Origin of the sequence: Mycolicibacterium psychrotolerans, from assembly GCF_010729305.1 — a bacterium.
GTDB classification, from domain to species: Bacteria; Actinomycetota; Actinomycetes; order Mycobacteriales; family Mycobacteriaceae; genus Mycobacterium; species Mycobacterium psychrotolerans.
On record NZ_AP022574.1, the window covers coordinates 4,209,733 to 4,231,467 of the forward strand.

The following is a 21,735-nucleotide window of genomic DNA, read 5'->3' on the forward strand; positions in this document are numbered from 1 at the left end:
CGGCTCGTCCATGAAAGGTCAGCCGAGGTGGGCGAGCACGTGGGCGACCACCTCGTCGACGGCGACGTCCACCTGCTCGCCGGTGCCCATCGTCTTGACCCCGACGGTGCCCGCCTCCAGGTCGCGGTCCCCCGCCACCAGCGCGATCGAGGCACCTGAGCGGTCGGCACCTTTCATCGCACCCTTGAGGCTGCGGTCACCGTAGGCCATGTCCACCCGCACGCCGGCGGCGCGCAGCTGCGCGGCCAGCACCGCGAGCCGGATCTTGGCCTCGGCGCCCAGCGGCACCGCATACACGTCCACGCGCGCCGTCTGGCCCGCGGTCCTGCCTTCGGCCCGCAGCGCCAGCAGCGTGCGATCGACACCGAGCCCGAAGCCGATGCCCGACAGGTCGCGCCCGCCGAGCTGACTCATCAGCCCGTCGTAGCGGCCGCCGCCCCCGATGCCGGACTGCGCGCCCAGACCGTCGTGGACGAACTCGAACGTCGTCTTCGTGTAGTAGTCCAGCCCGCGCACCATTCGCGGATTGATGACGTACGGCACCGCCAGCGCGTCCAGGTGCGCGAGCACCGTCTCGAAGTGCTCCTTGGCCACATCGGAGAGATGGTCGAGCATCAACGGTGCGTCGGCGGTCATCTCCTTGATGTGCGGACGCTTGTCGTCGAGCACCCGCAGCGGGTTGATCTCCGCGCGCCGCCGGGTTTCTTCGTCCAGGTCGAGACGGAAGAGGAACTCCTGCAACAACTGTCGATACTGCGGCCGGCAGGTGTCGTCGCCGAGCGAGGTGATCTCCAGCCGGAACCCGTCGAGGCCGAGCGCGCGGAAGCCGGCGTCGGCGACCGCGATCACCTCGGCGTCGAGCGCCGGGTCGTCGACGCCGATCGCCTCGATCCCGACCTGCTGGAGCTGCCGGTAGCGGCCCGCCTGCGGCCGCTCGTACCGGAAGAACGGCCCCGAGTAGCACAGCTTCACCGGCAGCTGCCCGCGGTCGAGACCGTGTTCGATGACCGCGCGCATGACGCCCGCGGTGCCTTCGGGGCGCAGTGTCACCGACCGGTCGCCGCGGTCGGCGAACGTGTACATCTCCTTGGACACGACGTCGGTGGACTCGCCCACCCCGCGCGCGAACAGCGCGGTGTCCTCGAAGATCGGCAGCTCGATGTCGCCGTAACCGGCGCGGCGCGCGGCGCCGAGCAGCCCGGCGCGCACGGCGACGAACTCGGCCGACTCGGGCGGCAGGTAATCCGGGACGCCCTTGGGCGCCTTGAAATCGGTCACGTGGTCAAGCCTTCGAGGAAGGGGTTGGTGCGGCGTTCGAGGCCGATGGTCGAGCGCTCGCCGTGCCCCGGTAACACCAGGGTGTCGTCGTCGAGCACCAGCAGTTTCGTCACGATCGAGGTCAGCAGGTCGCGGCCGCTGCCCCCGGGCAGGTCGGTGCGGCCCACCGACTGGCGGAACAGGGTGTCGCCGGTGAAGACCACCTCTTCGTAGGTCTGCTCTTCGCGCAAGCGCTCATCGGTGGGCCCTCCCGCCACGCGAAAGATCACCGAGCCCTGCGTGTGCCCGGGTGTGTGGTCCACGGCCACGGTGATCCCGCCCAGGTCGATCTTGTCGCCGTCGCGGTCGAGTTCGACGACCTGCTTGGGCTCGCGGAACAGCGCCCCGAACGCCTTCTGCGCGACGCGGGGCCCGAAGCCCTTGATCGGATCGCTGAGCATGTGCCGGTCGGCCGGGTGGATGTAGGTGGGGCAACCGTAGGTGTCGGCGACCTTCTGCGCGGACCACATGTGGTCGATGTGTCCGTGGGTGAGCAGCACCGCAGCCGGCGTGAGCCGGTTGTCGTCGAGGATCCGGCGCAGCGGACCCATGGCACGCTGGCCGGGGTCGACGACGATTGCGTCGGCGCCCTGCCGGGGCGCCAGCACGTAGCAGTTGCACGCCAGCATCCCGGCCGGGAATCCGGTGATCAACACGTCGTCAAGCTTCCCATGCCGGCGTCGCCACGCTGTTCAGGAGGGTCGCAGCCGCTGTTCTCAGCCCGTGCTGGCACACTCGGTGCCGACCTGATCGATTGCGAGGAGGACCCGGCCCGTGCCGACGAACGAACAACGGCGAGCCACCGCCAAGCGCAAGCTCGAGCGGCAGCTCGAGCGGCGTGCCGAGAAGGACCGCAAACGCCGCCTGTACACGATCATCGGATCGGTGGCTGCGGCGATCGTCGTGATCGCCGCGGTGGTGGCGACCGTGGTCCTCACCAATCGCGACTCCAGCACGCCGAGCGCGTCGTCGTCGACCAGCACCCCCACCTCGGCGGCGGATTCGCCGCTCGACGCCCCCGAACCCGGGAAGCCGGCCGCCCTGCCGGCGTTCGCAGCGCCCGAGGGCTTGGGCAGCAACTGCCAATACCCGAAGTCGAGCGAGGCGGCCAGCAAGCCCAACAAGCCGCCCCGCGCCGGCAAGGTTCCGACCGACCCGGCCGAGGTCAGCGCCAGCATGGAGACCAGCCAGGGCAACCTCGGGCTGCAGCTGGACAATGCCAAGTCGCCGTGCACCGTGAACAGCTTCGCCAGCCTGGCCCAGCAGGGCTACTTCAACGGCACCCCCTGCCACCGGCTCACCACCAGCGAGGGCCTGGCCGTCCTGCAGTGCGGTGACCCCACCGGCCAGGGCACCGGCGGGCCGGGCTACCAGTTCGGCAACGAATATCCGACCGACCAGTACCAGCCCGACGACCCGAAGCTGCAGCAACCGGTGGTGTATCCGCGAGGCACCCTGGCCATGGCCAACGCCGGTCCGGGAACCAACGGCAGCCAGTTCTTCCTCGTCTACAAGGATTCGCAGCTGCCGCCCAACTACACCGTGTTCGGCACCATCGACCAGACCGGCCTGGCCACGCTGGACAAGATCGCCGCGGCGGGCACCAAAGAGGGCGGCGACGACGGCGCGCCGAAGCTCGACGTCACCATCAAGTCGCTGCAGCTGGACTGACGCGTCCGGGCTGGAGTCAGCCCAGCGCCTCGGCGACCGAGGCGGCGTCGGGCTGACTGATGACCAGATGGTCATATCGCTGGCCGACGAGATCGACCCGGATAGCGGGCACACCCCTGCGGGCGACTGCGAACGTCTTCCGACCCGCGTGTCGCCAGGTGCCGATCTTCGTCCGGCCGGGCAGGTGCAATCCGGGAGCGCGCATCCCGGCCACTGCTGCCAGCGGTTGTTCGGCGATCGCCACCGCGGCGACGGCCGATGCCGGCACCTTGATGTTGCCGCGCAGCCCGGCGATCTTCTCGATCACCGTCAGTCGCACCTCGAGGTCGTCGCCGTTGCGGCGAAGTTCAGCCATTCGAATCTCCTTTCTCAACATTGAGAATGTTATCAGGGTTGATAATGGCAGCATGCCGGCTCCTGACGTCCTGCTCCACCCCGTGCGCATGCGCATCGTCCAAGTTCTGCTCGACGGCGCCACGATGACGGCGCGCCAACTGCGCCAGGAACTTCCCGACATTCCGTCCGCGTCGCTCTATCGCCATATCGCCACGCTGGCCGACGCCGGCGTGCTCGAGGTGGCGCACCAGAAGCGGGTCCGGGGCGCCGTCGAGCGGGGCTTCCGCCTGCATCTGCCCAACGCCGCCGTGACAGCCGAGGATGCCCGGCAGCTCAGCCGCGACGACCATCGCCGCGCCTTCACCGCGTTCTGCACTATGCTCATGGCCGACTTCGACCGCTATCTCGCCACACCTGAGGCCGACGTCGTCGACGACGGCGTGGGGTTCACCCAAGCCGCTCTGTGGCTGACCGACGAAGAACTCACCGCTCTGCGCAGCGAGCTCGCCGCCGCGGTTCATTCACGAATCAACAATGCTTGCAACGGAACTCGGGCAAAGTACCTGATCGACACCATCCTGATTCCGGCGCGGTGACACCCGCTCTGCGCGGCGAGTTAAAGGACACTCCGCTCCTGGTCGGTTGAACGGCGCTGCCGTACAGCATCATCCGTGGCAGGCGCCGCCTTCACCCTTAGGGGTGGGCGGGGCGTCGATCGACGGGTTCTGATCGAAGAAACCCGACGGCTTGAGCCAGAACGACACCGTGTCAACGGCCATGATCGGCCACTCCTCCATCCTGGTGATGTGGTGGATGCCGAAGACGTACCAGAGGACCACGTCGGTGTTCTCCAGCGGCGCATCGTCTTTGATCCACTCACTCATGCCGGCGTCGACATTGGACTGGGTCGGGTAATCCCCGGCAGGCCAACGCTCCTCGGCGCTGTTCTTGGTGACCCACAGGGTGTGCCCGATGACCGGGGCCCGCAGATACTGCGGCGTCGCCGGATCCATCATGACCGGGAACGCCGCGCCTGGAACCAATTTGTAAGACACCGGCGTGCCGCACTTGTTGGTCTTGTTGGTGTTGACCACCTTCCACGACCGCTGAGTGGGCCAGTCGAAATCACGCGCGGATTCGGACTCCGACCTGATCGGCGTCGAACGGGTCACCAACGCCAGCCCGTACGGGTTCTCCTCCGATACCGGCGGCGCCACCGAGTCGACTTCCATCACGGTGTTCTGCTCACCGTCGACGTCGAGATCCAACCGCGCGATCAGGAAGTGCTGATGGAATGGGGCGTAGGTGTTCCTGTCGACGACGGTGCCGTACGGGGGCGGCTCCTCCCCTTCGGGAAACGGCGTGGTGACCATGATGCCGGTGGCCCTGACCTCGCACTCGATGTTGCCGTCCTGATAGAACCGCCAGTAGACGAGGTACTCGTAGTTGGCCACGGTCGCGTGACACGAGATCACCATCCGGCGCTGCCTGCGCACCTCCGCACCCGTCTTCGGGTCGACGTGCTTCCACAGCACCGCGTTGTCCTCTTCGTGCAGGCAGATGGCGTTCTTGACGGTGTACGGCTCCCCCTTGGTATTGGACAACGTCGCGTCGACATAGACGATCTCGCCGAGACAGTCGCAGCCCAGCTCCAGCGATGTGGTCATGTAGCCCAAGCCCCACTCACCGATGTCATACGCGGTGCGCCGGTAGTGGTCGAAGGTGGGGTCGCGGTAGGGAACGACCATCTCCGCCAAGGACATTCGATACGCGACATCCCGTTGCGTACCCCGGTCGTCGAACGTCACCTGGTACAGGACAGGGCCCTCGCGATAGTTGAAGCCCAGCCGCATGGTCCAGTTCTGCCACTTCAGTTCGGTGCCCTCCACCGTGAAGGACGTGCCCTCGGGCTGCGTGATGTGCAGCGGTTTGAGATCGGTGCGCACCTGGGTGCCCCGTACCGAGGGAAGGTACTCCGAGTCCACCTCGGGATGGCCGTAGTCGTGGTGCCGCTCGATCTCGAGCAACTCGAGCGTGTTGACGTCCACCAACAGTTTCAGGCCGGAGACAGGATGGCCGAAGGGGTTGCCCTCGGGAGTTTCGCGCGCCCACAGGTCGCACCAGCCGAGGCGACGATGCCTGTGCTCCTCGGGCATCAGCGCTTTGCCGTAGGTCCACACGTCGATGAGGATCAGGCTCATGTCGCTGAACCCGCGCTCGGCCAGAGCGGCGATGACGTCAGGGTGCTTGCGCATCGCGTGGTCGATGTCGTGGAACTCGTCCATCGTGAAGTTCGGTGTGACGCCGGGAATGTGCTCGAACGAGAGAACGGTGTCGTCGGTCAGGTCGACCGTTGCCTCGTAGGTCCTGTTCTCGGTGCGGTCCAAGACCACCGCGAACGACGTCCGCCGGACCGGGTGCCCGGGGCGCCACGCCTTCACGTCGGCTTTGAGCGGCTCCTTCAACTCGATCGAGGTGAAGCGGAAACCATCGTTGACGTGGCCTGCGCGTCGCAGTAGCGCGGCCGTCTGCCTGAACTCCTCCGCGGTCAACGGTTCCAGTGGATGCTGAGCCATTGCTATCTCCTCGCTAGTCTTCCCCCAGTCTTTCGTTCTCCGGCCAATTTGTATTCGTCATGCGACAATTCGCAGGAGGCAAAATGAACGAGCGACCGAGCTTCATATCGAAAGTCTTCGGATCCCGCGGATTGAAGGGGATCTCCGAGATCCGCACGTTCTTCCGGACCAACGAGCAGCCCATCTTCTTCGTCGGCCCGACGGCATTCAACCTGCTCGGAATCGACCGCTGGGTCCGCGGCGTCGAGTACATCGTCTATTACGACTCATGGGACTCCGCCCATCCGCGGGTCTTCACCCCGTCGAGTAAGCCGTATGTGGAGTTCGAAAGCAGCGAGGAGATCAACAACTACCTGCTGCGTGACGCCGAGGTGCAGAGATTCATGGAGGCACGGTGCGCTGGGCCCGGTCGGCGCCCGATGATCGCCATGGTGTTCTTCGATGAGGAAACCGAGGAGATCTGCCGCGAACTCGACTACACGCTGATCCTGCCGCCGGATTCGCTGCGCCGGCATCTCGACTCCAAGATCGTCACCACGCAATTGGGCGAGGAAGCCGGCGCCCCGTCGGTGCCCAACGTGCTGGGTCGAGCGGACAGCTACGAAGAACTCTCCGCGCTGGCCGCCGAGGCAGGCCTGGGCTCTGACCTGGTGGTGCAGACTCCGTACGGCGACTCGGGCAAGACGACGTTCTTCATCACCTCCCTGCGCGAATGGGACCGCGACTGCGAGAACATCGTCGGCCAGGATCTGAAGATCATGAAGCGGATCAACAACCACGCCGTCGCGGTCGAAGCGGTCAACACCAAGCACGGCACGGTCGTCGGCCCGTTCATGACCGATCTCACCGGCTATCCCGAACTCACGCCCTACCGCGGCGGCTGGTGCGGCAACGACCTTTTCCCCGAGGCCCTTTCGGAGCTCCACCGCGCCATCGCCATCCGCCATGTGCAACGCCTCGGCGACCGGCTGCGCAAAGAGGGCTACAAGGGCTTCTTCGAGGTCGATGTGCTGGTCGACCTCGACTCCGACGAGGTGTACCTGGGCGAACTGAACCCACGGATCTCCGGGGCCTCGTCGATCACCAACGTGACCGCCGGCGCCTACTCCGACATCCCGTTGTTCCTGTTCCACCTTCTGGAGTTCATGAACGTCGACTACGTCGTCGACGTCGAGGAGATCAACGAGCGCTGGCGTGAGCTCGCCGCGGTGGACGTCTGGGCCCAGCTGATCATGAAAGAGCCGAACGACTCCGTCGAGCGCGTCCTCGCAGCACCTGCCACCGGTAGCTACCGGTTGGATGAGGACGGAAGCCTGCGCTTCACTGGCGTCACCAACGACTGGCACGACGTCACCCACGAGGACGAGTGTTTCTACCTTCGGGTGTATGGACCCGGCGACTACCGGTTCAAGGGCGCCGACCTGGGAATCCTGGTCACCAAGGGCCGCATGCAGACCTCCGACGGACTGACCCAGCGCTGTCGAAGCTACATCGACGGGATCCGCTCGATGTACGTGAGCGAGCCACTTCCCGAGCCCCCGAGTGTGACACCCATCAGCTACGTCAAGTAGCCGCCGCCGTCAGCTGTGGCCGCGCTCGCGGCCCTCGACCACGCCGATCGGCCCCGTGCCCTTCCGATGCGCGGGGGCACGCTCGGCCAGGCCGGCAGCGTGTTGTCCCGCGGCCACGAACGCCCGAATCGTGTCGAGCAGGTACACCGGGTTCTGAGCCGCCGGCCACGTCGAGAACTTCACCGATACGGTGCGGGTGGCCCGGTCCACCAGGATCATCTGGCCGTGAATCCCCAGGCACAGCTGCAGATCCCCCAGCACCCCGGGTATGAACCAGAACTGGTTGCGATACCAGCCGCCCGTGAGGAAGGGCTCGGAGTCCGAGGACACGAACGCCGCCCTGACGTCGGGGTCGATGGTCCTGGCCTGCGTCAGCCACTGCTTGGGCACCACGGCGTCGTCGGCCACGAAACCGTCGTCGAGGAGCAGCTGTCCGAACCGCGCGAGGTCGCGGGCGTGCGCCGACATCCCGCCGTCGTGGATCGCCGAACCGACTGCGTCGCAGGTGATGTCGGCGTCGAACTCGGCGCCCATCGGCTGCCAGATCAACGTCGAGATCAGCTCGGCCATCCGCCTGCCCGCGGCCCGTTCACACACCCAGCCCAGCATGTCGGTGTCGGCCGATCGGTACACGAACGGCCCGCCGTGCGCGCCACCGAGAGCCAGGGTCGCCAGATAGCTGTACATCCCGCCGAGCTCGTCGCCGTCGATTCCGGGCCGCCAGCCCATGTAGCGCTCCATCACCCGGACCTCGGCCTGCGGGTCGGTGTACTCCTCGCTGAACACGACCCCGGTGCGCATGTCGAGCAGATCGCGCACCGTCGCGCCGCCGTAGCCGGAGCCCGCGACCTCGGGCACGTAGGTGCTCACCTGCTCGTCAGGGTCCAGCAGCCCCTGATCGGCCAAGATCCCCGTGACACAGCCGACGACCGACTTCGTCACCGACATCAACAGGTGGGGGGTCTGCGCCGTCATCCCGTTGCCGTAGCTCTCCAGCACGATGCGGCCGTCGTGCACGATCACCACGGCGTCGGTCCAGGTGTCGGCCAGCACCTCGGCCAGCGTCGACGCCTGGCCCTCCAGGCGGTGCACGGTGACGGACTCCGGCGCCAGGGGCTGGGTGGCGGGTGCCAGTGGCGCCACCGGACCCGATCCGCGCGGGATGTGGTGGGTGGGTATGACCTCGCGCAGGTGCTGAAAGGCCCACCGGTTGAAGGGTGCATCCTGCCAGTTCGCCAATGTCACCAGCGATTCCTGATCTGGCGGGAACCCCGACATCAGCGGCACATCCGACATGCGACGACCCTACAGGTGGCCCCGCTTGACGCCGACGACCGCCGCGGCTCCGGCAAAACCTCGTCCACCTCGTCAAGTTCGCCTTGACGGATCTCCATCCGTCAAGATAGCCTTGACGGATGAGCGCACTTCTGACTGAACTCGCAACCCCGCATCTCCCCTCGCCTGATGCTCATTGGCAGGAGTGGCTCGACTACGGCCTGCACTGGGCCTCGGTGGACGAGCGACACGCGACGGTGGAATCGGCTGGGGCCATCGCGCGAGGCTCGATGGCCGGACTTGCCAGTGAGACCACGCGCAATCTGACCCTCCACGCCTACCGAGAGACCAGGCCGGGCCCCCGTTGGCAGGCGCTTTACGCGGCAACATGGCCGGCCTATCGGCGCTGGTATGCCCGGGAAGGGCTGGCCGCCCGACCCTCTCTGGACGAATGCCGGCGCGCGCTTGCCCAACATCTCCCTGAGCTGATACCTACCTGGGAAAGGCTCTGTCACCTGACCGGTGACGACCCGGTCGCGGCCCGCATGCTGTCGATGTGGGGGCTTCCGGCTTTCAGCGTGGGTTGTTCCCAAGTTGTGATCCCCGGTGAGCAGCCGATCTTGATCCGAAATTACGACTACGACCAGGCGCTCTTCGAAGGCGTCATCGCGTCCACCAACTACTCTGGACAGCGCCGGGTGCTGGGAACGAGCGACATGCTCTGGGGTCTGCTGGACGGGATGAACGAGGACGGGCTGGCCGTCTCGCTGACCTTCGGTGGCCGACCGGGCGGTGGCGAGGGCTTCGGGATCCCCATCGTGTTGCGCTATGTGCTGGAGACCTGTGCCACCGTCGAACAAGGAGTCAGCGCTCTCCGGCGGATTCCCGTTGCGCAGTCCTACAACGTGGCGTTGGTCGACACCACTGGTAGTCACGCTACGGTTTTTGTCGCCCCCGAGCAGCCTGCCATCATCAGCCAACTCGAAGCGACGACCAACCACCGGCTCAATCAAGTCGAATACCCCGCGACCGCCGCTCGATTCAACAGCGTTGGGCGACTCACGCAATTGGACCAGCTGCGATCCAACCGTGCATCGGGCGAGCACCTCGTCGCGGCGATGCTGCAGCCACCGTTGCGCAACAACGAATTCGAGATCGGCTTCGGCACTCTGTACACCGCCAACTATGAGCCCGCAGCCGGAACCGCCACATGGCATTGGCCCGAGACGTCATGGACGCGACGCTTCAACGACCCTGACGGTGTACGCACGGTGGAACTGGCCTCATGACCCGGCCCGTCACCTTCGACCCCAGATCCCGGCCATACTGACTCCGTGAGTCGAGAACCAACCGACATTGCGGCCGAGGCCCGCACCCTGCTGGATGCGCTTGCCAACAGCACCGACCCGATCGCCTTCGAAACCTTGCTCGGTCTCAGTCAGTACGTCGGCGAATGTCTGGGAATCTCAGCCCGAACCCTGGCGCAAGCCCAGTCCTGGAGCAGCGTTGCCGGTCTCGCCGGCACCACGAAACAGGCCGCCTGGGAGAGATGGCACCATTGACGCCTCCCCGCCGCACGAGCCACCCGAAGTCAGGCTGCCGACGTGACGCGGTAGACGTCGTAGACGCCCTCCACGCTGCGGACCACGTTGAGCACGTGGCCGAGATGCTTGGGGTCGCCCATCTCGAAGGTGAACCGGCTGATCGCGACGCGATCGTTGGACGTCGTCACCGACGCTGACAGGATGTTCACCTTCTCGTCGGCGAGCACCCGGGTGACGTCGGAGAGCAACCGGTGCCGGTCGAGCGCCTCGACCTGGATCGCGACCAGGAACACCGACGACGGCGACGGCGCCCACTGCACGTCGATGATGCGCTCTGACTGCTGCTCCAGCGACGCGGCGTTGGTGCAATCGGTGCGGTGCACACTCACCCCGCCGCCGCGCGTCACGAAGCCCATGATGTTGTCCCCGGGCACCGGCGTGCAGCACTTGGCGAGCTTGGTCAGCACCCCGGGCGCCCCCGGCACCGCGACCCCGACGTCGTCGCTGGTGCGCTGCCGCACCGGCATGGTCGCCGGCGTCGACCGCTCCGCCAGCTCGTCGGCGGCCTCGTCGTCGCCGCCGATCTGGGCGACCAGCCGCTGCACCACATGCCGGGCCGATACGTGCCCCTCGCCGACCGCGGTGTAGAGCGCCGACACGTCCAGGTAGCGCAACTCCCGCGCGAGCGCGGCCATGTTCTCGCCGTTCATCAAGCGCTGCAACGGAAGTCCGCCGCGGCGCACCTCGCGGGCGATCGCGTCCTTGCCGGACTCGAGTGCCTCCTCGCGGCGTTCCTTGGCGAACCACTGCCGGATCTTGGCCTTCGCCCGCGGCGACACCACGAACGTCTGCCAGTCCCGCGACGGGCCGGCATTCTGGGCCTTCGACGTGAAGACCTCGACCACTTCGCCGTTCTCGAGTTTGCGTTCCAGCGCGACCAGCCGGCCGTTGACCCGGGCCCCGATGCAGCGGTGACCCACCTCGGTGTGCACCGCGTAGGCGAAGTCCACCGGCGTCGACCCCGTCGGCAGCGTGACCACGTCCCCCTTGGGGGTGAACACGAAGATCTCCTGCACCGCGAGGTCGTAGCGCAGCGACTCGAGGAACTCCCCCGGGTCGGCGGCCTCCCGCTGCCAGTCGAGAAGCTGACGCATCCACGCCATGTCGTCGATCTCGGTGGCCACGTGTCCGCCGGGAGGGGTGTTGCGACCCTTGGCCTCCTTGTAGCGCCAGTGCGCGGCGATGCCGTACTCGGCGGTCTTGTGCATGTCGGTGGTGCGGATCTGCACCTCCAGCGGCTTGCCCTCAGGCCCGACGACCGTGGTGTGCAACGACTGGTACACCCCGAACCGCGGCTGGGCGATGTAGTCCTTGAACCGGCCGGCGATCGGCTGCCACAGCGAGTGCACCACGCCGACCGCGGCATAGCAGTCGCGCACTTCGTCGCACAGGATCCGCACGCCCACCAGGTCGTGGATGTCGTCGAAGTCGCGGCCCTTGACGATCATCTTCTGATAGATCGACCAGTAGTGCTTCGGCCTGCCCTCGACGACGGCGTTGATCTTCGAGGCGTTCAGCGTCGCGTTGATCTCGGCGCGCACCTTGGCCAGATAGGTGTCGCGCGACGGGGCCCGGTCGGCGACCAGCCGCACGATCTCCTCGTACTTCTTGGGATGCAGGATCGCGAACGACAGATCCTCCAACTCCCACTTGACCGTCGCCATGCCCAGCCGATGAGCAAGGGGCGCAATGACTTCCAGCGTCTCCCGGGCTTTGCGCGCCTGCTTCTCCGGCGGTAGGAACCGCATCGTGCGCATGTTGTGCAGCCGGTCGGCCACCTTGATCACCAGCACCCGCGGGTCGCGTGCCATCGCGATGATCATCTTGCGGATCGTCTCGCCCTCGGCCGCCGTGCCGAGGGCGACCTTGTCCAGCTTGGTCACGCCGTCGACGAGGTGGCCGACCTCGGTGCCGAACTCCTGGGTCAGCGCCTCCAGCGTGTAACCGGTGTCCTCGACGGTGTCGTGCAGCAGCGCGGCGATCAGCGTTGTGGTGTCCATCCCTAGCTCGGCCAGGATGTTCGCCACGGCCAGCGGGTGGGTGATGTAGGGGTCGCCGGACTTGCGCATTTGGTCGGCGTGGCGCTGCTCGGCGACCTCGTAGGCCTTCTGCAGCAGGGACAGGTCGGCTTTCGGGTAGATCTCCCGGTGCACCGCGACCAGCGGTTCGAGCACCGGATTGACGGTGCTGCGCTGTGAGGTCATCCGGCGGGCCAGCCGGGCACGGACCCGGCGCGACGCACTCGTCGCGGCCTTGGACGCGTCCGGGCGCGGCAGCTCCATCGGCTGGGTCTCCGGACCGGCCGCCACGGCGGGAGAAGCCTGGCCCGCACGGGGATCTGCCTGGATCTCGCCGGCCATGCTCACCTCCGCTGACTGCTCGCTGTTGGCAGGATATCCGCTCACACGGTGTACAAGGCGGTGACGGGCAGCGGATCCAGAACCGCCCGCCCGCCGAGTGCTGCCAACTCCAGCATCACCACCGCACCGGTCACCGTCGCGCCCGCCGCCTTGAGCAACTGATGGGTGGCCGCCAGTGTTCCCCCGGTGGCCAGCACGTCGTCGATCACCACGATCGAGCGACCGGCCAGTTCCACGCCGTCGGCGGGGACCTCCAGCGTCGCCGTGCCGTATTCGAGCGTGTAGGTCTCGCTGAGCACCGGCGGCGGCAGCTTGCCGCCCTTGCGGACCGCGAGCACCCCGATGCCGAGTGAGACCGCGACCGCACCGCCGAGCAGGAATCCGCGGGCGTCCACCCCGGCGACGAGGTCGGCGCCGCGGGCGATGTCGGCGATCGCGTCGCTGACCGCGGCCAGCCCGCCCGCGTCGGCCAGCACCGGCGTCAGATCCTTGAACAGGACGCCCGGTTCGGGGAAGTCGGGCACCTCGCGCAGCAGCGACGCGATCACCTGGCCGACCTCGCGCGTGTCGCTCACTGGCTCAGCTTCCATCGGTCCATATTCCATCCCGCGCCCCAGCGCGTCGGATTGCCGCTCACCGCATACATCTTCGTCGATGCCAGCAGAGTCCGCTGCTGACGGTACAGCGGCAGCGTGGGCATGTCGCCCCACAGGATCGGGCCCGCCTCGGCGAGCAGCCGGGCCAGTTCCTTGGGGTCGGAGGTCACTGCGAGCGTCGAGATGATGCCGTCGATGCGCTCGTTGGCATAGCGCGGCAGATTGTTGCCGTTGCCGCTGTGCAGGGTGTAGGCGTCCATCGCAGAGGATCCGGTGGACCCGCTGCCCGCCGCACCGCCGGTGCTCGCGATCAGCACGTCGATCTCGTTGTTGCGCAACGACAGTGGGCCGGTGTTCTCCCCCGCCACGTCCTGGACGCTGATCCCTGCGGGTCCGCAGGACTTCGCCATCGCACCCACGGTGGCGGCCAGCCGGGCGTTGGGCGTCTGGTAGCCGATGCGCACGGTCAGCGGCTGGTTGCCCAGCGCGGCCCGCGCCGCGTCGGGGTTGGCGACCGCGAACTCGTTGACCTGCGGGGTGGCCTCCGCCGCCGAGTAGGCGTCCTCGCTCGCGGGGTTCAACCGCGCATTGGCCGGGGACACCGAGGCGTTGCGCGCGATGACGTCGCGCGGGGTGCACAGGGCGAGCGCCCGGCGGGCGGGCACGGCGGCCAGCGGCCCCTGCGGGGCGAAGATGAGCTGTTCCACGCCGGCCGACGGCGAGTCGGTGCGCGTGTAGTCGTCGGGCAGGTTCAGCGTTCCCGACGATCCGGCGGCGATGTCGACGACGTCGAAGGCGCCTTCGTTGACTCGGTCCTGCAGATCCGCGCTGCGCGGCCACACGGTCACCTTGGCCGTGACCGGCTTTGTGCCCCACCACTTGTCGTTGGCCACCAGCACCACCGCGCCGTCGCCGGTCACGGCGTCGATGCGGTAGGGCCCCGAGGACGGGAAGCGTTTGAGATCCAGGTCCGGGGACAGGTTCCAGGTGTTGTTCCACACCTGCGCGATCCGCTCGACCACCGGGCCGTCATTGCTCAGCAGCGCCGTCGTGACGCCGCCGTCACCCAGGCCGAGCTCGTCTGCGATGACGTGCGACGGCATCATCGAGGTGGCGGCGAACAGCTGCCCGTAATCGGTGAACCCGCGGTCCTGGGCGAACGAGACGCGCGCCTTCTTCTGGCCCGGCGTGCAGTCCACGGTCGCGATGTCGGTGTAGCCGGCCCGGCTGGCCGCGTCGAACGACGGGAACCGGCCGGACTGCGATGCCCACGCCAGCACCATGTCATCGCACGTGATGGGTTTGCCGTCGGAGTAGACGGCCTCGGGTTTGATCTCGTAGTCGAGCACCAGCGGGCTGCGGCCGACCACCGAGATCGTGCCGAAGTCGTGGTCGCCGACGATCTGGCCGTCCGGACCGTGGTAGTTGAAGCCGGTGAGCACCCGCGCGAACGCCTGCGGCCCGCCCGAGGCCGCGCCGGCCACGGTGTTGGTGTTGTACGTGATCAGCGTGCCGTCCACGGCGTAGTCGACCGAATCGGCCGCGCCCTGCGAGCACGAGGTCAGGCCGAGGGCGCCGACGACGGCGAGCACGGCCGCGAGGACAGTGACGTGCCGCGCACGGGTGCGGTGGGCCATCGGACCTACCGCTCCCTAGCGCTTTCCGGTGCTTCGCTTACCCGACGGGCGGCCCGTCCGGCTCGAGGTCGGCCGCACCGGCCGGGCACCCGGGGCGGGCTTGGCCGCCGGCGGACCGGCGGGCGCGGTGACCGTGGCCGGCTCGACGTCGCGCGGCTGCTCCGCGTCGTCGACGAACGTCGCCCCCGCGCCGGCCGCCTTGGCCGCGGTGGTCTTGCGCCGATTGAGAACCCGCCGGGTGTGCTTGCTGACCAGGTCGGTGCGTTCCCGGAGGCTGACCAGCAGTGGAGTGGCGAAGAAGATCGACGAGTAGGTGCCGACGATCACGCCGACGAGCTGGACGAGCGCCAGGTCCATCAGCGTGCCCACCCCGAGCAGCCACACCGCGATGACCATCAGCGCGATGATCGGCAGCACCGAGATCAAGCTGGTGTTGATCGACCGCATGAACGTCTGGTTCACCGCGAGGTTGGCCTGTTCGGCGAAGGTTCGCCGGGTGGTGTGCTCGAACCCCTCGGTGTTCTCCTCCACCTTGTCGAACACGATGACCGTGTCGTACAGGGAGAAGCCGAGGATGGTCAGCAGGCCGATCACCGTCGCCGGTGTCACCTCGAAACCGACCAGCGCGTACACGCCCGCGGTCACCACGAGGTCGAACACCAGCGTCAACAGTGCGGCGATCGCCATGTACCGCTCGTAGCGCACCGTGATGTAGATGGCGGCCAACACGAGGAACACCACCAGCGCGATCAGCGCCTTCTGGGTGATCTGGCCACCCCAGGTCTCCGAGACCGCGGAGTCGCTGATCACCTGCTTGCTCGGCTGCCCGTCGGAGCCCTTCGGCTGGAACGAGTCGAACAGCGCGGTCCGCAGCTCCTCGGTCTCGGCGTTGCTCAGCGTCTCCGACCGGATCTGGAAGGTCGCGGAGCCGCCGCTGCCGACGACCACCACCGACTCCGGCGGCTTGCCGATCGTGTCGTTGAACACCGTCTCGACCTGCGAGGCGGTCGCCTGACCGTCACCGCGCGGGAAGGACACCTTGGTGCCGCCCTCGAAGTCGATACCGAAGGTGAAGCCGCGCAACACGATCGCCCCGACGGCGATCGCGACGATGACCGCGCTGAAGCCGTACCAGAACTTGCGCCGCCCGATCACCTCGAAGGCGCCGGTACCGGTGTAGAGGCGGACGAAGAAGCCGTGCTTGGGCGCGTCGGCCGCGCCGGCCTCCAGGTCGGGCGCCTCGAGCGCCGTCGACTCCTCGGTGTCGTTGCGTGAACTGCTGCGTGCCATGAGCTATCCCCGTCCCGCCGCGTGTGCGGCCGCTCGGCGTTCGCGTGCGATCTGCTGGACGGCGCCGAGACCGTTGAGCGACGGCTTGGCCATCGTCGGCGACTTCGAGGCGAAGTACAGCAACGGCCAGGTCACCAGGAAGACCACCACCACGTCGAGGATCGTGGTCAGCCCCAGGGTGAACGCGAAGCCCTTCACCTGGCCGACGGCCAGGAAGTACAGCACCGCGGCGGCCAGGAACGTCACCGCGTTGCCCGACATGATCGTCTTGCGGGCACGCGCCCAGCCTCGCGGCACCGCCGACCGGAACGAACGACCCTCGCGGATCTCGTCCTTGATGCGTTCGAAGAACACCACGAACGAGTCCGCCGTGGTGCCGATGCCGATGATCAGACCGGCGATACCGGCCAGGTCCAGCGTGTAGTTGATGTAGCGGCCCAGCAGCACCAGGATCGCGAAAACCATGGCGCCGGACGCCACCAGCGACAGCGCCACCAGCAGGCCGAGCACTCGGTAATACAGCAACGAATAGATCAGCACCGCGATGAGACCGACCGCGCCGGCGATCAGGCCGGCCCGCAACGACGACAGGCCCAGCGTCGCCGAGACGGTCTCGGCCTCGGAGGACTCGAACGACAGCGGCAGCGAGCCGTACTTGAGCACGTTGGCGAGTTCGCGCGCGGTGTCGGCGGTGAACTGCCCGGTGATCTGCGTGCGACCGCCCGGGATCGCCTCCTGGATCTGCGGGGCGCTGACCACCTTTGAGTCGAGCACGAACGCAGTCTGGGTGCCGACGTTGGCCGCGGTGAAGTCCGCCCACGTCTTGGAGGCGTCGCTCTTGAACTCGACGTCGACCACGTACTCGCCGCGCTGCTGGTCCAGCCCCGAGGTGGCGTTGGCGATGCCCTCACCACTGATGATCGACTTGTCCAGCAGGTACACCTCTTTGCCGTCCTGCGAACACGTCACCAGCGGCAGGTTCGGGTCGTCGTTGCCGGCCAGCACGTCGTCCTGACCGCAGCGGGTCGCCTGGAACTGCAGCGCGAGGATCTGGATCGCCTGCTCCGAACTCTGCCGCAGCCGCTTCTCGTCCTGGATCCGCTGGGCCAGCGGGACGTTCTTGTCCCCCGGCGCGGGCGGCGGCGACGTGCCCGGCGCCGGTGCCGGCGCGGGGCTCGGGCTCGGGCTGGGTGCAGGCTGCTGCGGGAAGGGACGCGGCTGTGGCGCGGGGGCCCCGCCGGCCGGTGCGCCCGGCGCCGGTTCCTCGACGGGAGGCAGGCCGGGGATGTCCGCGTCCGGCGCCCCGCCGGGGGCAACGGCGCCCGGCGGAAGACCGGGAATCGCCGCGCCCGGCGGAAGACCGGGTGCGCCGCCCGGCGGCACCCCGGGGGCACCCGGTGGCGCACCGGCCGGTCCGGCCTGTTCGGCCGGGGCGGCCCCCGCGGCCGGGATCGAGTGGATGACGGGCCGGATGTAGAGGCGTGCCGTCTGACCCAGGTTGCGGGCCTCGCTGCTGTCGTTGCCCGGAACGGTGATCACCAGGTTCTGCCCGTCGATGATCACCTCGGACCCGGACACGCCCAGACCGTCCACGCGGGCACTGATGATCTGCTGCGCCTGGTTGAGCGCGTCGCGCGACGGGGGTGAGCCGTCGGGGGTGCGCGCGGTCAGCGTCACGCGGGTGCCACCCTGCAGATCGATGCCCAGCTTGGGGTCGGCCTTCTTGTCCCCGGTCAGGAACACCAGCAGGTACGCACCGATCAGCAATGCCAGGAACAGGGCCAGGTAGCGGCCAGCATGCACCGGCGTCGAAGACGAAGCCACGTCTTTACAGTCTCCTCGAGGTCAGTTCGTCACGTACCGCGACGGTGCGCAGTGACCCGCAAAGGGTACGTGCTGGGCCTGAGGCCTCAGCTGTCAGTCTTGGTGTTGGGCCGATCCGTCAGCTCGGTGGCCCCCGACGGCGACTCGAGGTCGTCGCTGTCGTCCACGTCGTCGGCCTCGTCGACGTCATCGACGACGCGGTCGCGCACGGCGAGCTTCATCCACGTCGTCACCACGCCGGGAGCGATCTCCAGGTCGACCTCGTCGTCGGTGATCGCGGTGATGGTGCCGCGCAGACCGGAGGTGGTGTGGACCTCGTCGCCCACGGTCAGCGAGTTGTGCAGGTCGATGGTCGCCTGCATCGCTTTCTTCTGACGACGGGACGCGAAGTACATGAACGCGCCCATGATGATGAGCAGAGGCAGGAAGACGACCAGATCCATGGCAGCAGTGTCTTTTCTTTTTCGTATCGGTCTGTGTCCGGACGGCCCCGCCGAACACGGTCGGAGGGCTCCCGGCATGAAGGAATTCGTTGACCAGTGTGCCATTGCGGCCGTTCAGAGCCACCTCCCCCGTCGCACAGAGGCCGCCGACCCACGGATTTCGTTGCGACACACCAGGCTGGCCACTGATCCCGGCTGGAACGCCCCTGCTTCTCGACGGATCGCTGGTGCGACCGACTAGGCTCGGACCGTATCGCGGCAATCGTCAAGGAGGTCCCCCGTGAGCGCTCTCGAACAGAGCCGCCACCTCGCCACCGCCATCCCCGGCCCCCGGTCGCAGGAGCTGATCACGCGCAAGAAGGCCTCGGTGGCGAGCGGCGTCGGCAACACCATGCCCGTCTACGCGGCCCGCGCGTTCGGCGGCATCGTCGAGGACGTCGACGGCAACCGGCTGATCGATCTGGGCTCCGGGATCGCGGTGACCACGGTCGGCAACGCCTCGCCGCGGGTCGTCGAGGCGGTCCGCGAGCAGGTGGCCAACTTCACCCACACGTGCTTCATGGTGACGCCCTACGAGGGATACGTCGCGGTCGCCGAGGCCCTCAACCGGCTCACCCCCGGTGACGGCGACAAGCGCTCGGCGCTGTTCAACTCCGGATCCGAGGCCGTCGAGAACGCCATCAAGATCGCACGGGTCTACACCGGTAAGCAGGCCGTGGTGTCGTTCGACCACGCCTACCACGGCCGCACGAACCTGACGATGGCGCTGACGGCGAAGTCGATGCCCTACAAGCACGGTTTCGGGCCGTTCGCCCCGGAGATCTACCGTGCCCCGCTGTCCTATCCGTTCCGCGACGCGGAGTTCGGGGGCAAGGAGCTGGCCACCGACGGCGAGCTGGCCGCGCGCCGGGCGATCACGATGATGGACAAGCAGGTGGGTGCGGAGAACCTGGCCGCGGTCATCATCGAGCCCATCCAGGGTGAGGGCGGGTTCATCGTGCCGGCCGAGGGCTTTCTGCCCACGCTGCTGCAGTGGTGCCGAGACAACGACGTGGTGTTCATCGCCGACGAGGTGCAGACCGGCTTCGCCCGCACCGGCGCGATGTTCGCCTGCGAGCACGAGGGCATCGTCCCGGACCTGATCGTCACGGCCAAGGGCATCGCCGGCGGCATGCCGCTGTCCGCGGTGACGGGTCCGGCGTCGATCATGGACGCGCCCCACGTCGGCGGGCTGGGCGGCACGTACGGCGGCAACCCGGTGGCGTGCGCGGCCGCACTGGCCACGATCGCCACGATCGAGGACGACGGGCTGGTGGCCCGCGCCGCACACATCGAGTCGCTGATGAAGGACAAGCTCGGCCGGATGCAGGCCGAGGACGACCGGATCGGCGACGTGCGCGGCCGCGGGGCCATGATCGCCGTGGAGCTGGTCAAGTCCGGCACCCTCGAACCCGACGCCGAGCTGACCAAGAAGCTGAGCACGGCCGCACACCAGGCCGGCGTGATCGTGCTGACGTGCGGCACCTTCGGCAATGTGCTGCGGTTCCTGCCGCCGCTGACCATCAGCGACGAGTTGCTCCTCGAAGCTCTCGACATTCTCGAGCTGATCCTGCGCGATCTGTGACGACCGTCAGGAACTTCATCGGCGGGGAACTCGTCGACTCCGAGAGCGGCGCGACCATGCCGCTGGTCGACCCCAGCACCGGTGAGCGGTACGGCACCGCGCCGATCTCCAACGAAGCCGACATCGACAAGGCCTACGCCGCCGCGGCGGCGGCGTTCACGGAGTGGAAGAAGACCACCCCGTCACAGCGGCAGAAGGCGCTGCTGGACTTCGCCGACGAGGTGGAGAAGGCAGCCGGCGATCTCGTGGAGGCCGAGGGGCGCAACACCGGCAAGCCGCACCACGTCACCGCGGCCGAGGAGATCCCTCCGATGGTCGACCAGATCCGGTTCTTCGCGGGGGCGGCGCGCGTGCTGGAGGGCAAGTCGGCAGGCGAGTACATGGCCGACCACACGTCGTGGATCCGCCGCGAGCCGGTCGGCGTGATCGGTCAGGTGGCGCCGTGGAACTACCCGATGATGATGGCGATCTGGAAGATCTGCCCGGCCATCGCGGCGGGCAACACCGTGGTGATCAAACCCAGCGACACCACCCCGGTGACGACGGTGATGCTGGCCGAGTTGGCGGCCAGGCACCTGCCCGCCGGCGTGCTCAACGTGGTCACCGGTGACCGGGTCACCGGCGCCAATCTCGTCGCGCATCCGACGCCGCAGATGGTCTCGATCACCGGATCGGTCGCGGCGGGCAAGGCGGTCGCGGTCAGCGCCGGCGGCCACCTCAAGCGCACCCACCTCGAGCTGGGCGGCAAGGCGCCGGTGATCGTGTTCGACGACGCCGATCTCGGAGCGGCGGCCGAGGGCATCGCGACGGCGGCCTACTTCAACGCCGGACAGGACTGCACCGCGGCCACCCGCGTGTTGGCGTCGGCGTCGGTCGCCGCGGACCTGACCGCCGCGCTCGCCGAGCAGGCCAAGGGCGCGACGACGACGTTCGGCCGGCCCGCCGGCGACGAGGACGCGTGGGTGCCGCCGGTGAACAACGTGCAGCAGATGGAGCGGGTGCTCTCCTTCTTCGCCGACGTGCCGTCGCACGCCACGGTCGCTGTGGGCGGAAACCGCCAGGGAGACAAGGGTTTCTATGTGGAGCCGACGGTGATCGGCGGCCTGCGCCAAGACGACCGGCTGATCCGGCATGAGATCTTCGGCCCCGTGATCACCGTGCAGTCGTTCTCCGACGAGGAGCAGGCGCTCGGTTGGGCCAACGGCGTCGAGTACGGGTTGGCGTCGTCAGTCTGGACCAGGGACGTCTCGCGGGCGCTTCGGGTGTCGGCTGCACTGGACTTCGGCTGCGTGTGGATCAACACCCACATCCCGCTGGTCGCCGAGATGCCGCACGGGGGCTTCAAGTCCTCCGGCCACGGCAAGGACCTGTCGATGTACGGACTCGAGGACTACACGCGCATCAAGCACGTGATGGCATACACCGGCTGAGAACGCGTCAGAAGCGGAGCCACGTCTCAACCGACAGCCAAGTGTGACCTGAGACACCAAATGCGCTGCGGTAAACCAGCTTTCCCGCGCCAACATGGCGATTCACAGCATGTTGACAGCGCCGGTGGGCCGTTTATCGGAATAAGCTTAGTTTTACTAACGTAGTTTCCTCCGTGGGCGC

Annotated in this window: 18 protein-coding genes; 7 read left to right on the plus strand and 11 right to left on the minus strand. The window is 67.7% G+C overall.

The features are described from left to right. Window positions 1–18: 18 nt before the first annotated feature. Window positions 19–1,278 (minus strand): histidine--tRNA ligase, encoded by a 1,260-nt coding sequence (gene hisS / locus G6N45_RS20410; RefSeq protein WP_163724072.1) that lies wholly within the window; start codon window positions 1,276–1,278, stop codon window positions 19–21. After that, entirely contained in the window at window positions 1,275–1,973 is a 699-nt protein-coding gene (locus G6N45_RS20415; RefSeq protein WP_163724074.1) for an MBL fold metallo-hydrolase, read from the minus strand. The genes hisS and G6N45_RS20415 overlap by 4 nt, the downstream gene beginning before the upstream one ends. Before the next feature lie 118 nt (window positions 1,974–2,091). Between G6N45_RS20415 and G6N45_RS20420 the strand changes: the two genes are divergently transcribed. Further along, a complete protein-coding gene (locus G6N45_RS20420; RefSeq protein WP_163724076.1) occupies window positions 2,092–2,988 on the plus strand; it encodes a peptidylprolyl isomerase in 897 nt (298 codons plus the stop codon). Window positions 2,989–3,004: 16 nt separating this feature from the next. Here the strand turns inward: G6N45_RS20420 and G6N45_RS20425 are convergent, their stop codons facing one another. After that, window positions 3,005–3,343 carry a hypothetical protein gene (locus G6N45_RS20425; RefSeq protein WP_163724079.1) on the minus strand — a complete coding sequence of 113 codons (339 nt, stop codon included), beginning with the start codon at window positions 3,341–3,343 and terminating at the stop codon, window positions 3,005–3,007. A gap of 52 nt (window positions 3,344–3,395) precedes the next feature. Here G6N45_RS20425 and G6N45_RS20430 point away from each other — a divergent pair, with 52 nt between their 5' ends. Continuing rightward, window positions 3,396–3,920: a helix-turn-helix domain-containing protein gene (locus G6N45_RS20430; protein ID WP_163724081.1), complete on the plus strand. Its 525-nt coding sequence runs from the start codon at window positions 3,396–3,398 to the stop codon at window positions 3,918–3,920. 69 nt (window positions 3,921–3,989) lie between these two features. Here the strand turns inward: G6N45_RS20430 and G6N45_RS20435 are convergent, their stop codons facing one another. Further along, a complete protein-coding gene (locus G6N45_RS20435; RefSeq protein ID WP_264059811.1) occupies window positions 3,990–5,906 on the minus strand; it encodes a primary-amine oxidase in 1,917 nt (638 codons plus the stop codon). Window positions 5,907–5,983: 77 nt separating this feature from the next. On the opposite strand from G6N45_RS20435, the gene G6N45_RS20440 reads away from it, so the two are divergent. Further along, window positions 5,984–7,471, plus strand: coding sequence for a biotin carboxylase (locus tag G6N45_RS20440; RefSeq protein ID WP_197746848.1), 1,488 nt, complete (start codon window positions 5,984–5,986; stop codon window positions 7,469–7,471). Window positions 7,472–7,480: 9 nt separating this feature from the next. Here the strand turns inward: G6N45_RS20440 and G6N45_RS20445 are convergent, their stop codons facing one another. Continuing rightward, window positions 7,481–8,767 (minus strand): serine hydrolase domain-containing protein, encoded by a 1,287-nt coding sequence (locus tag G6N45_RS20445; RefSeq protein WP_246228740.1) that lies wholly within the window; start codon window positions 8,765–8,767, stop codon window positions 7,481–7,483. Between the two features lie 119 nt (window positions 8,768–8,886). Here G6N45_RS20445 and G6N45_RS20450 point away from each other — a divergent pair, with 119 nt between their 5' ends. Next, window positions 8,887–10,035, plus strand: coding sequence for a C45 family autoproteolytic acyltransferase/hydrolase (locus tag G6N45_RS20450; RefSeq protein WP_163724086.1), 1,149 nt, complete (start codon window positions 8,887–8,889; stop codon window positions 10,033–10,035). 45 nt (window positions 10,036–10,080) lie between these two features. After that, complete coding sequence (locus G6N45_RS20455; RefSeq protein WP_163724088.1) at window positions 10,081–10,308, plus strand: hypothetical protein; 228 nt, start codon at window positions 10,081–10,083, stop codon at window positions 10,306–10,308. 29 nt (window positions 10,309–10,337) lie between these two features. Here G6N45_RS20455 and G6N45_RS20460 read toward each other — a convergent pair whose 3' ends face one another. The 6 genes from G6N45_RS20460 to yajC form a co-directional block, all read right to left on the minus strand. Then, on the minus strand, window positions 10,338–12,710 hold the full coding sequence (locus G6N45_RS20460; RefSeq protein ID WP_163728789.1) for a RelA/SpoT family protein: 2,373 nt from the start codon (window positions 12,708–12,710) through the stop codon (window positions 10,338–10,340). A 41-nt stretch (window positions 12,711–12,751) separates the two neighbouring features. Further along, window positions 12,752–13,300: an adenine phosphoribosyltransferase gene (locus tag G6N45_RS20465; protein ID WP_163724090.1), complete on the minus strand. Its 549-nt coding sequence runs from the start codon at window positions 13,298–13,300 to the stop codon at window positions 12,752–12,754. Then, complete coding sequence (locus tag G6N45_RS20470; RefSeq protein WP_163724092.1) at window positions 13,282–14,943, minus strand: ABC transporter substrate-binding protein; 1,662 nt, start codon at window positions 14,941–14,943, stop codon at window positions 13,282–13,284. The genes G6N45_RS20465 and G6N45_RS20470 overlap by 19 nt, the downstream gene beginning before the upstream one ends. Window positions 14,944–14,958: 15 nt before the next feature. Beyond that, window positions 14,959–16,233 carry a protein translocase subunit SecF gene (gene secF, locus G6N45_RS20475; RefSeq protein WP_163724095.1) on the minus strand — a complete coding sequence of 425 codons (1,275 nt, stop codon included), beginning with the start codon at window positions 16,231–16,233 and terminating at the stop codon, window positions 14,959–14,961. A 3-nt stretch (window positions 16,234–16,236) separates the two neighbouring features. Beyond that, the gene (gene secD, locus G6N45_RS20480; RefSeq protein ID WP_057147196.1) at window positions 16,237–18,057 is read right to left on the minus strand and encodes a protein translocase subunit SecD; all 1,821 of its coding nucleotides are present in this window, start codon (window positions 18,055–18,057) and stop codon (window positions 16,237–16,239) included. Window positions 18,058–18,143: 86 nt separating this feature from the next. Further along, window positions 18,144–18,500, minus strand: coding sequence for a preprotein translocase subunit YajC (gene yajC, locus G6N45_RS20485; RefSeq protein WP_163724097.1), 357 nt, complete (start codon window positions 18,498–18,500; stop codon window positions 18,144–18,146). A gap of 280 nt (window positions 18,501–18,780) precedes the next feature. Here yajC and gabT point away from each other — a divergent pair, with 280 nt between their 5' ends. Both gabT and G6N45_RS20495 read left to right on the plus strand, forming a co-directional pair. Next, window positions 18,781–20,124, plus strand: coding sequence for a 4-aminobutyrate--2-oxoglutarate transaminase (gene gabT / locus G6N45_RS20490; RefSeq protein ID WP_163724099.1), 1,344 nt, complete (start codon window positions 18,781–18,783; stop codon window positions 20,122–20,124). Continuing rightward, window positions 20,121–21,554 (plus strand): gamma-aminobutyraldehyde dehydrogenase, encoded by a 1,434-nt coding sequence (locus G6N45_RS20495; RefSeq protein WP_163724101.1) that lies wholly within the window; start codon window positions 20,121–20,123, stop codon window positions 21,552–21,554. The genes gabT and G6N45_RS20495 overlap by 4 nt, the downstream gene beginning before the upstream one ends. The last annotated feature ends 181 nt before the right edge of the window (window positions 21,555–21,735 follow it).

Coding starts and splice junctions, on each gene's coding strand:
- G6N45_RS20450 (WP_163724086.1), top strand. CDS start 8,887: ATGAGCGCACTTCTGACTGAACTCGCAACCCCGCATCTCCCCTCGCCT.
- G6N45_RS20465 (WP_163724090.1), bottom strand. CDS start 13,300: ATGGAAGCTGAGCCAGTGAGCGACACGCGCGAGGTCGGCCAGGTGATC.
- G6N45_RS20460 (WP_163728789.1), bottom strand. CDS start 12,710: ATGGCCGGCGAGATCCAGGCAGATCCCCGTGCGGGCCAGGCTTCTCCC.
- G6N45_RS20440 (WP_197746848.1), top strand. CDS start 5,984: ATGAACGAGCGACCGAGCTTCATATCGAAAGTCTTCGGATCCCGCGGA.
- secF (WP_163724095.1), bottom strand. CDS start 16,233: ATGGCACGCAGCAGTTCACGCAACGACACCGAGGAGTCGACGGCGCTC.
- yajC (WP_163724097.1), bottom strand. CDS start 18,500: ATGGATCTGGTCGTCTTCCTGCCTCTGCTCATCATCATGGGCGCGTTC.
- G6N45_RS20470 (WP_163724092.1), bottom strand. CDS start 14,943: ATGGCCCACCGCACCCGTGCGCGGCACGTCACTGTCCTCGCGGCCGTG.
- G6N45_RS20430 (WP_163724081.1), top strand. CDS start 3,396: ATGCCGGCTCCTGACGTCCTGCTCCACCCCGTGCGCATGCGCATCGTC.
- G6N45_RS20425 (WP_163724079.1), bottom strand. CDS start 3,343: ATGGCTGAACTTCGCCGCAACGGCGACGACCTCGAGGTGCGACTGACG.
- G6N45_RS20445 (WP_246228740.1), bottom strand. CDS start 8,767: ATGTCGGATGTGCCGCTGATGTCGGGGTTCCCGCCAGATCAGGAATCG.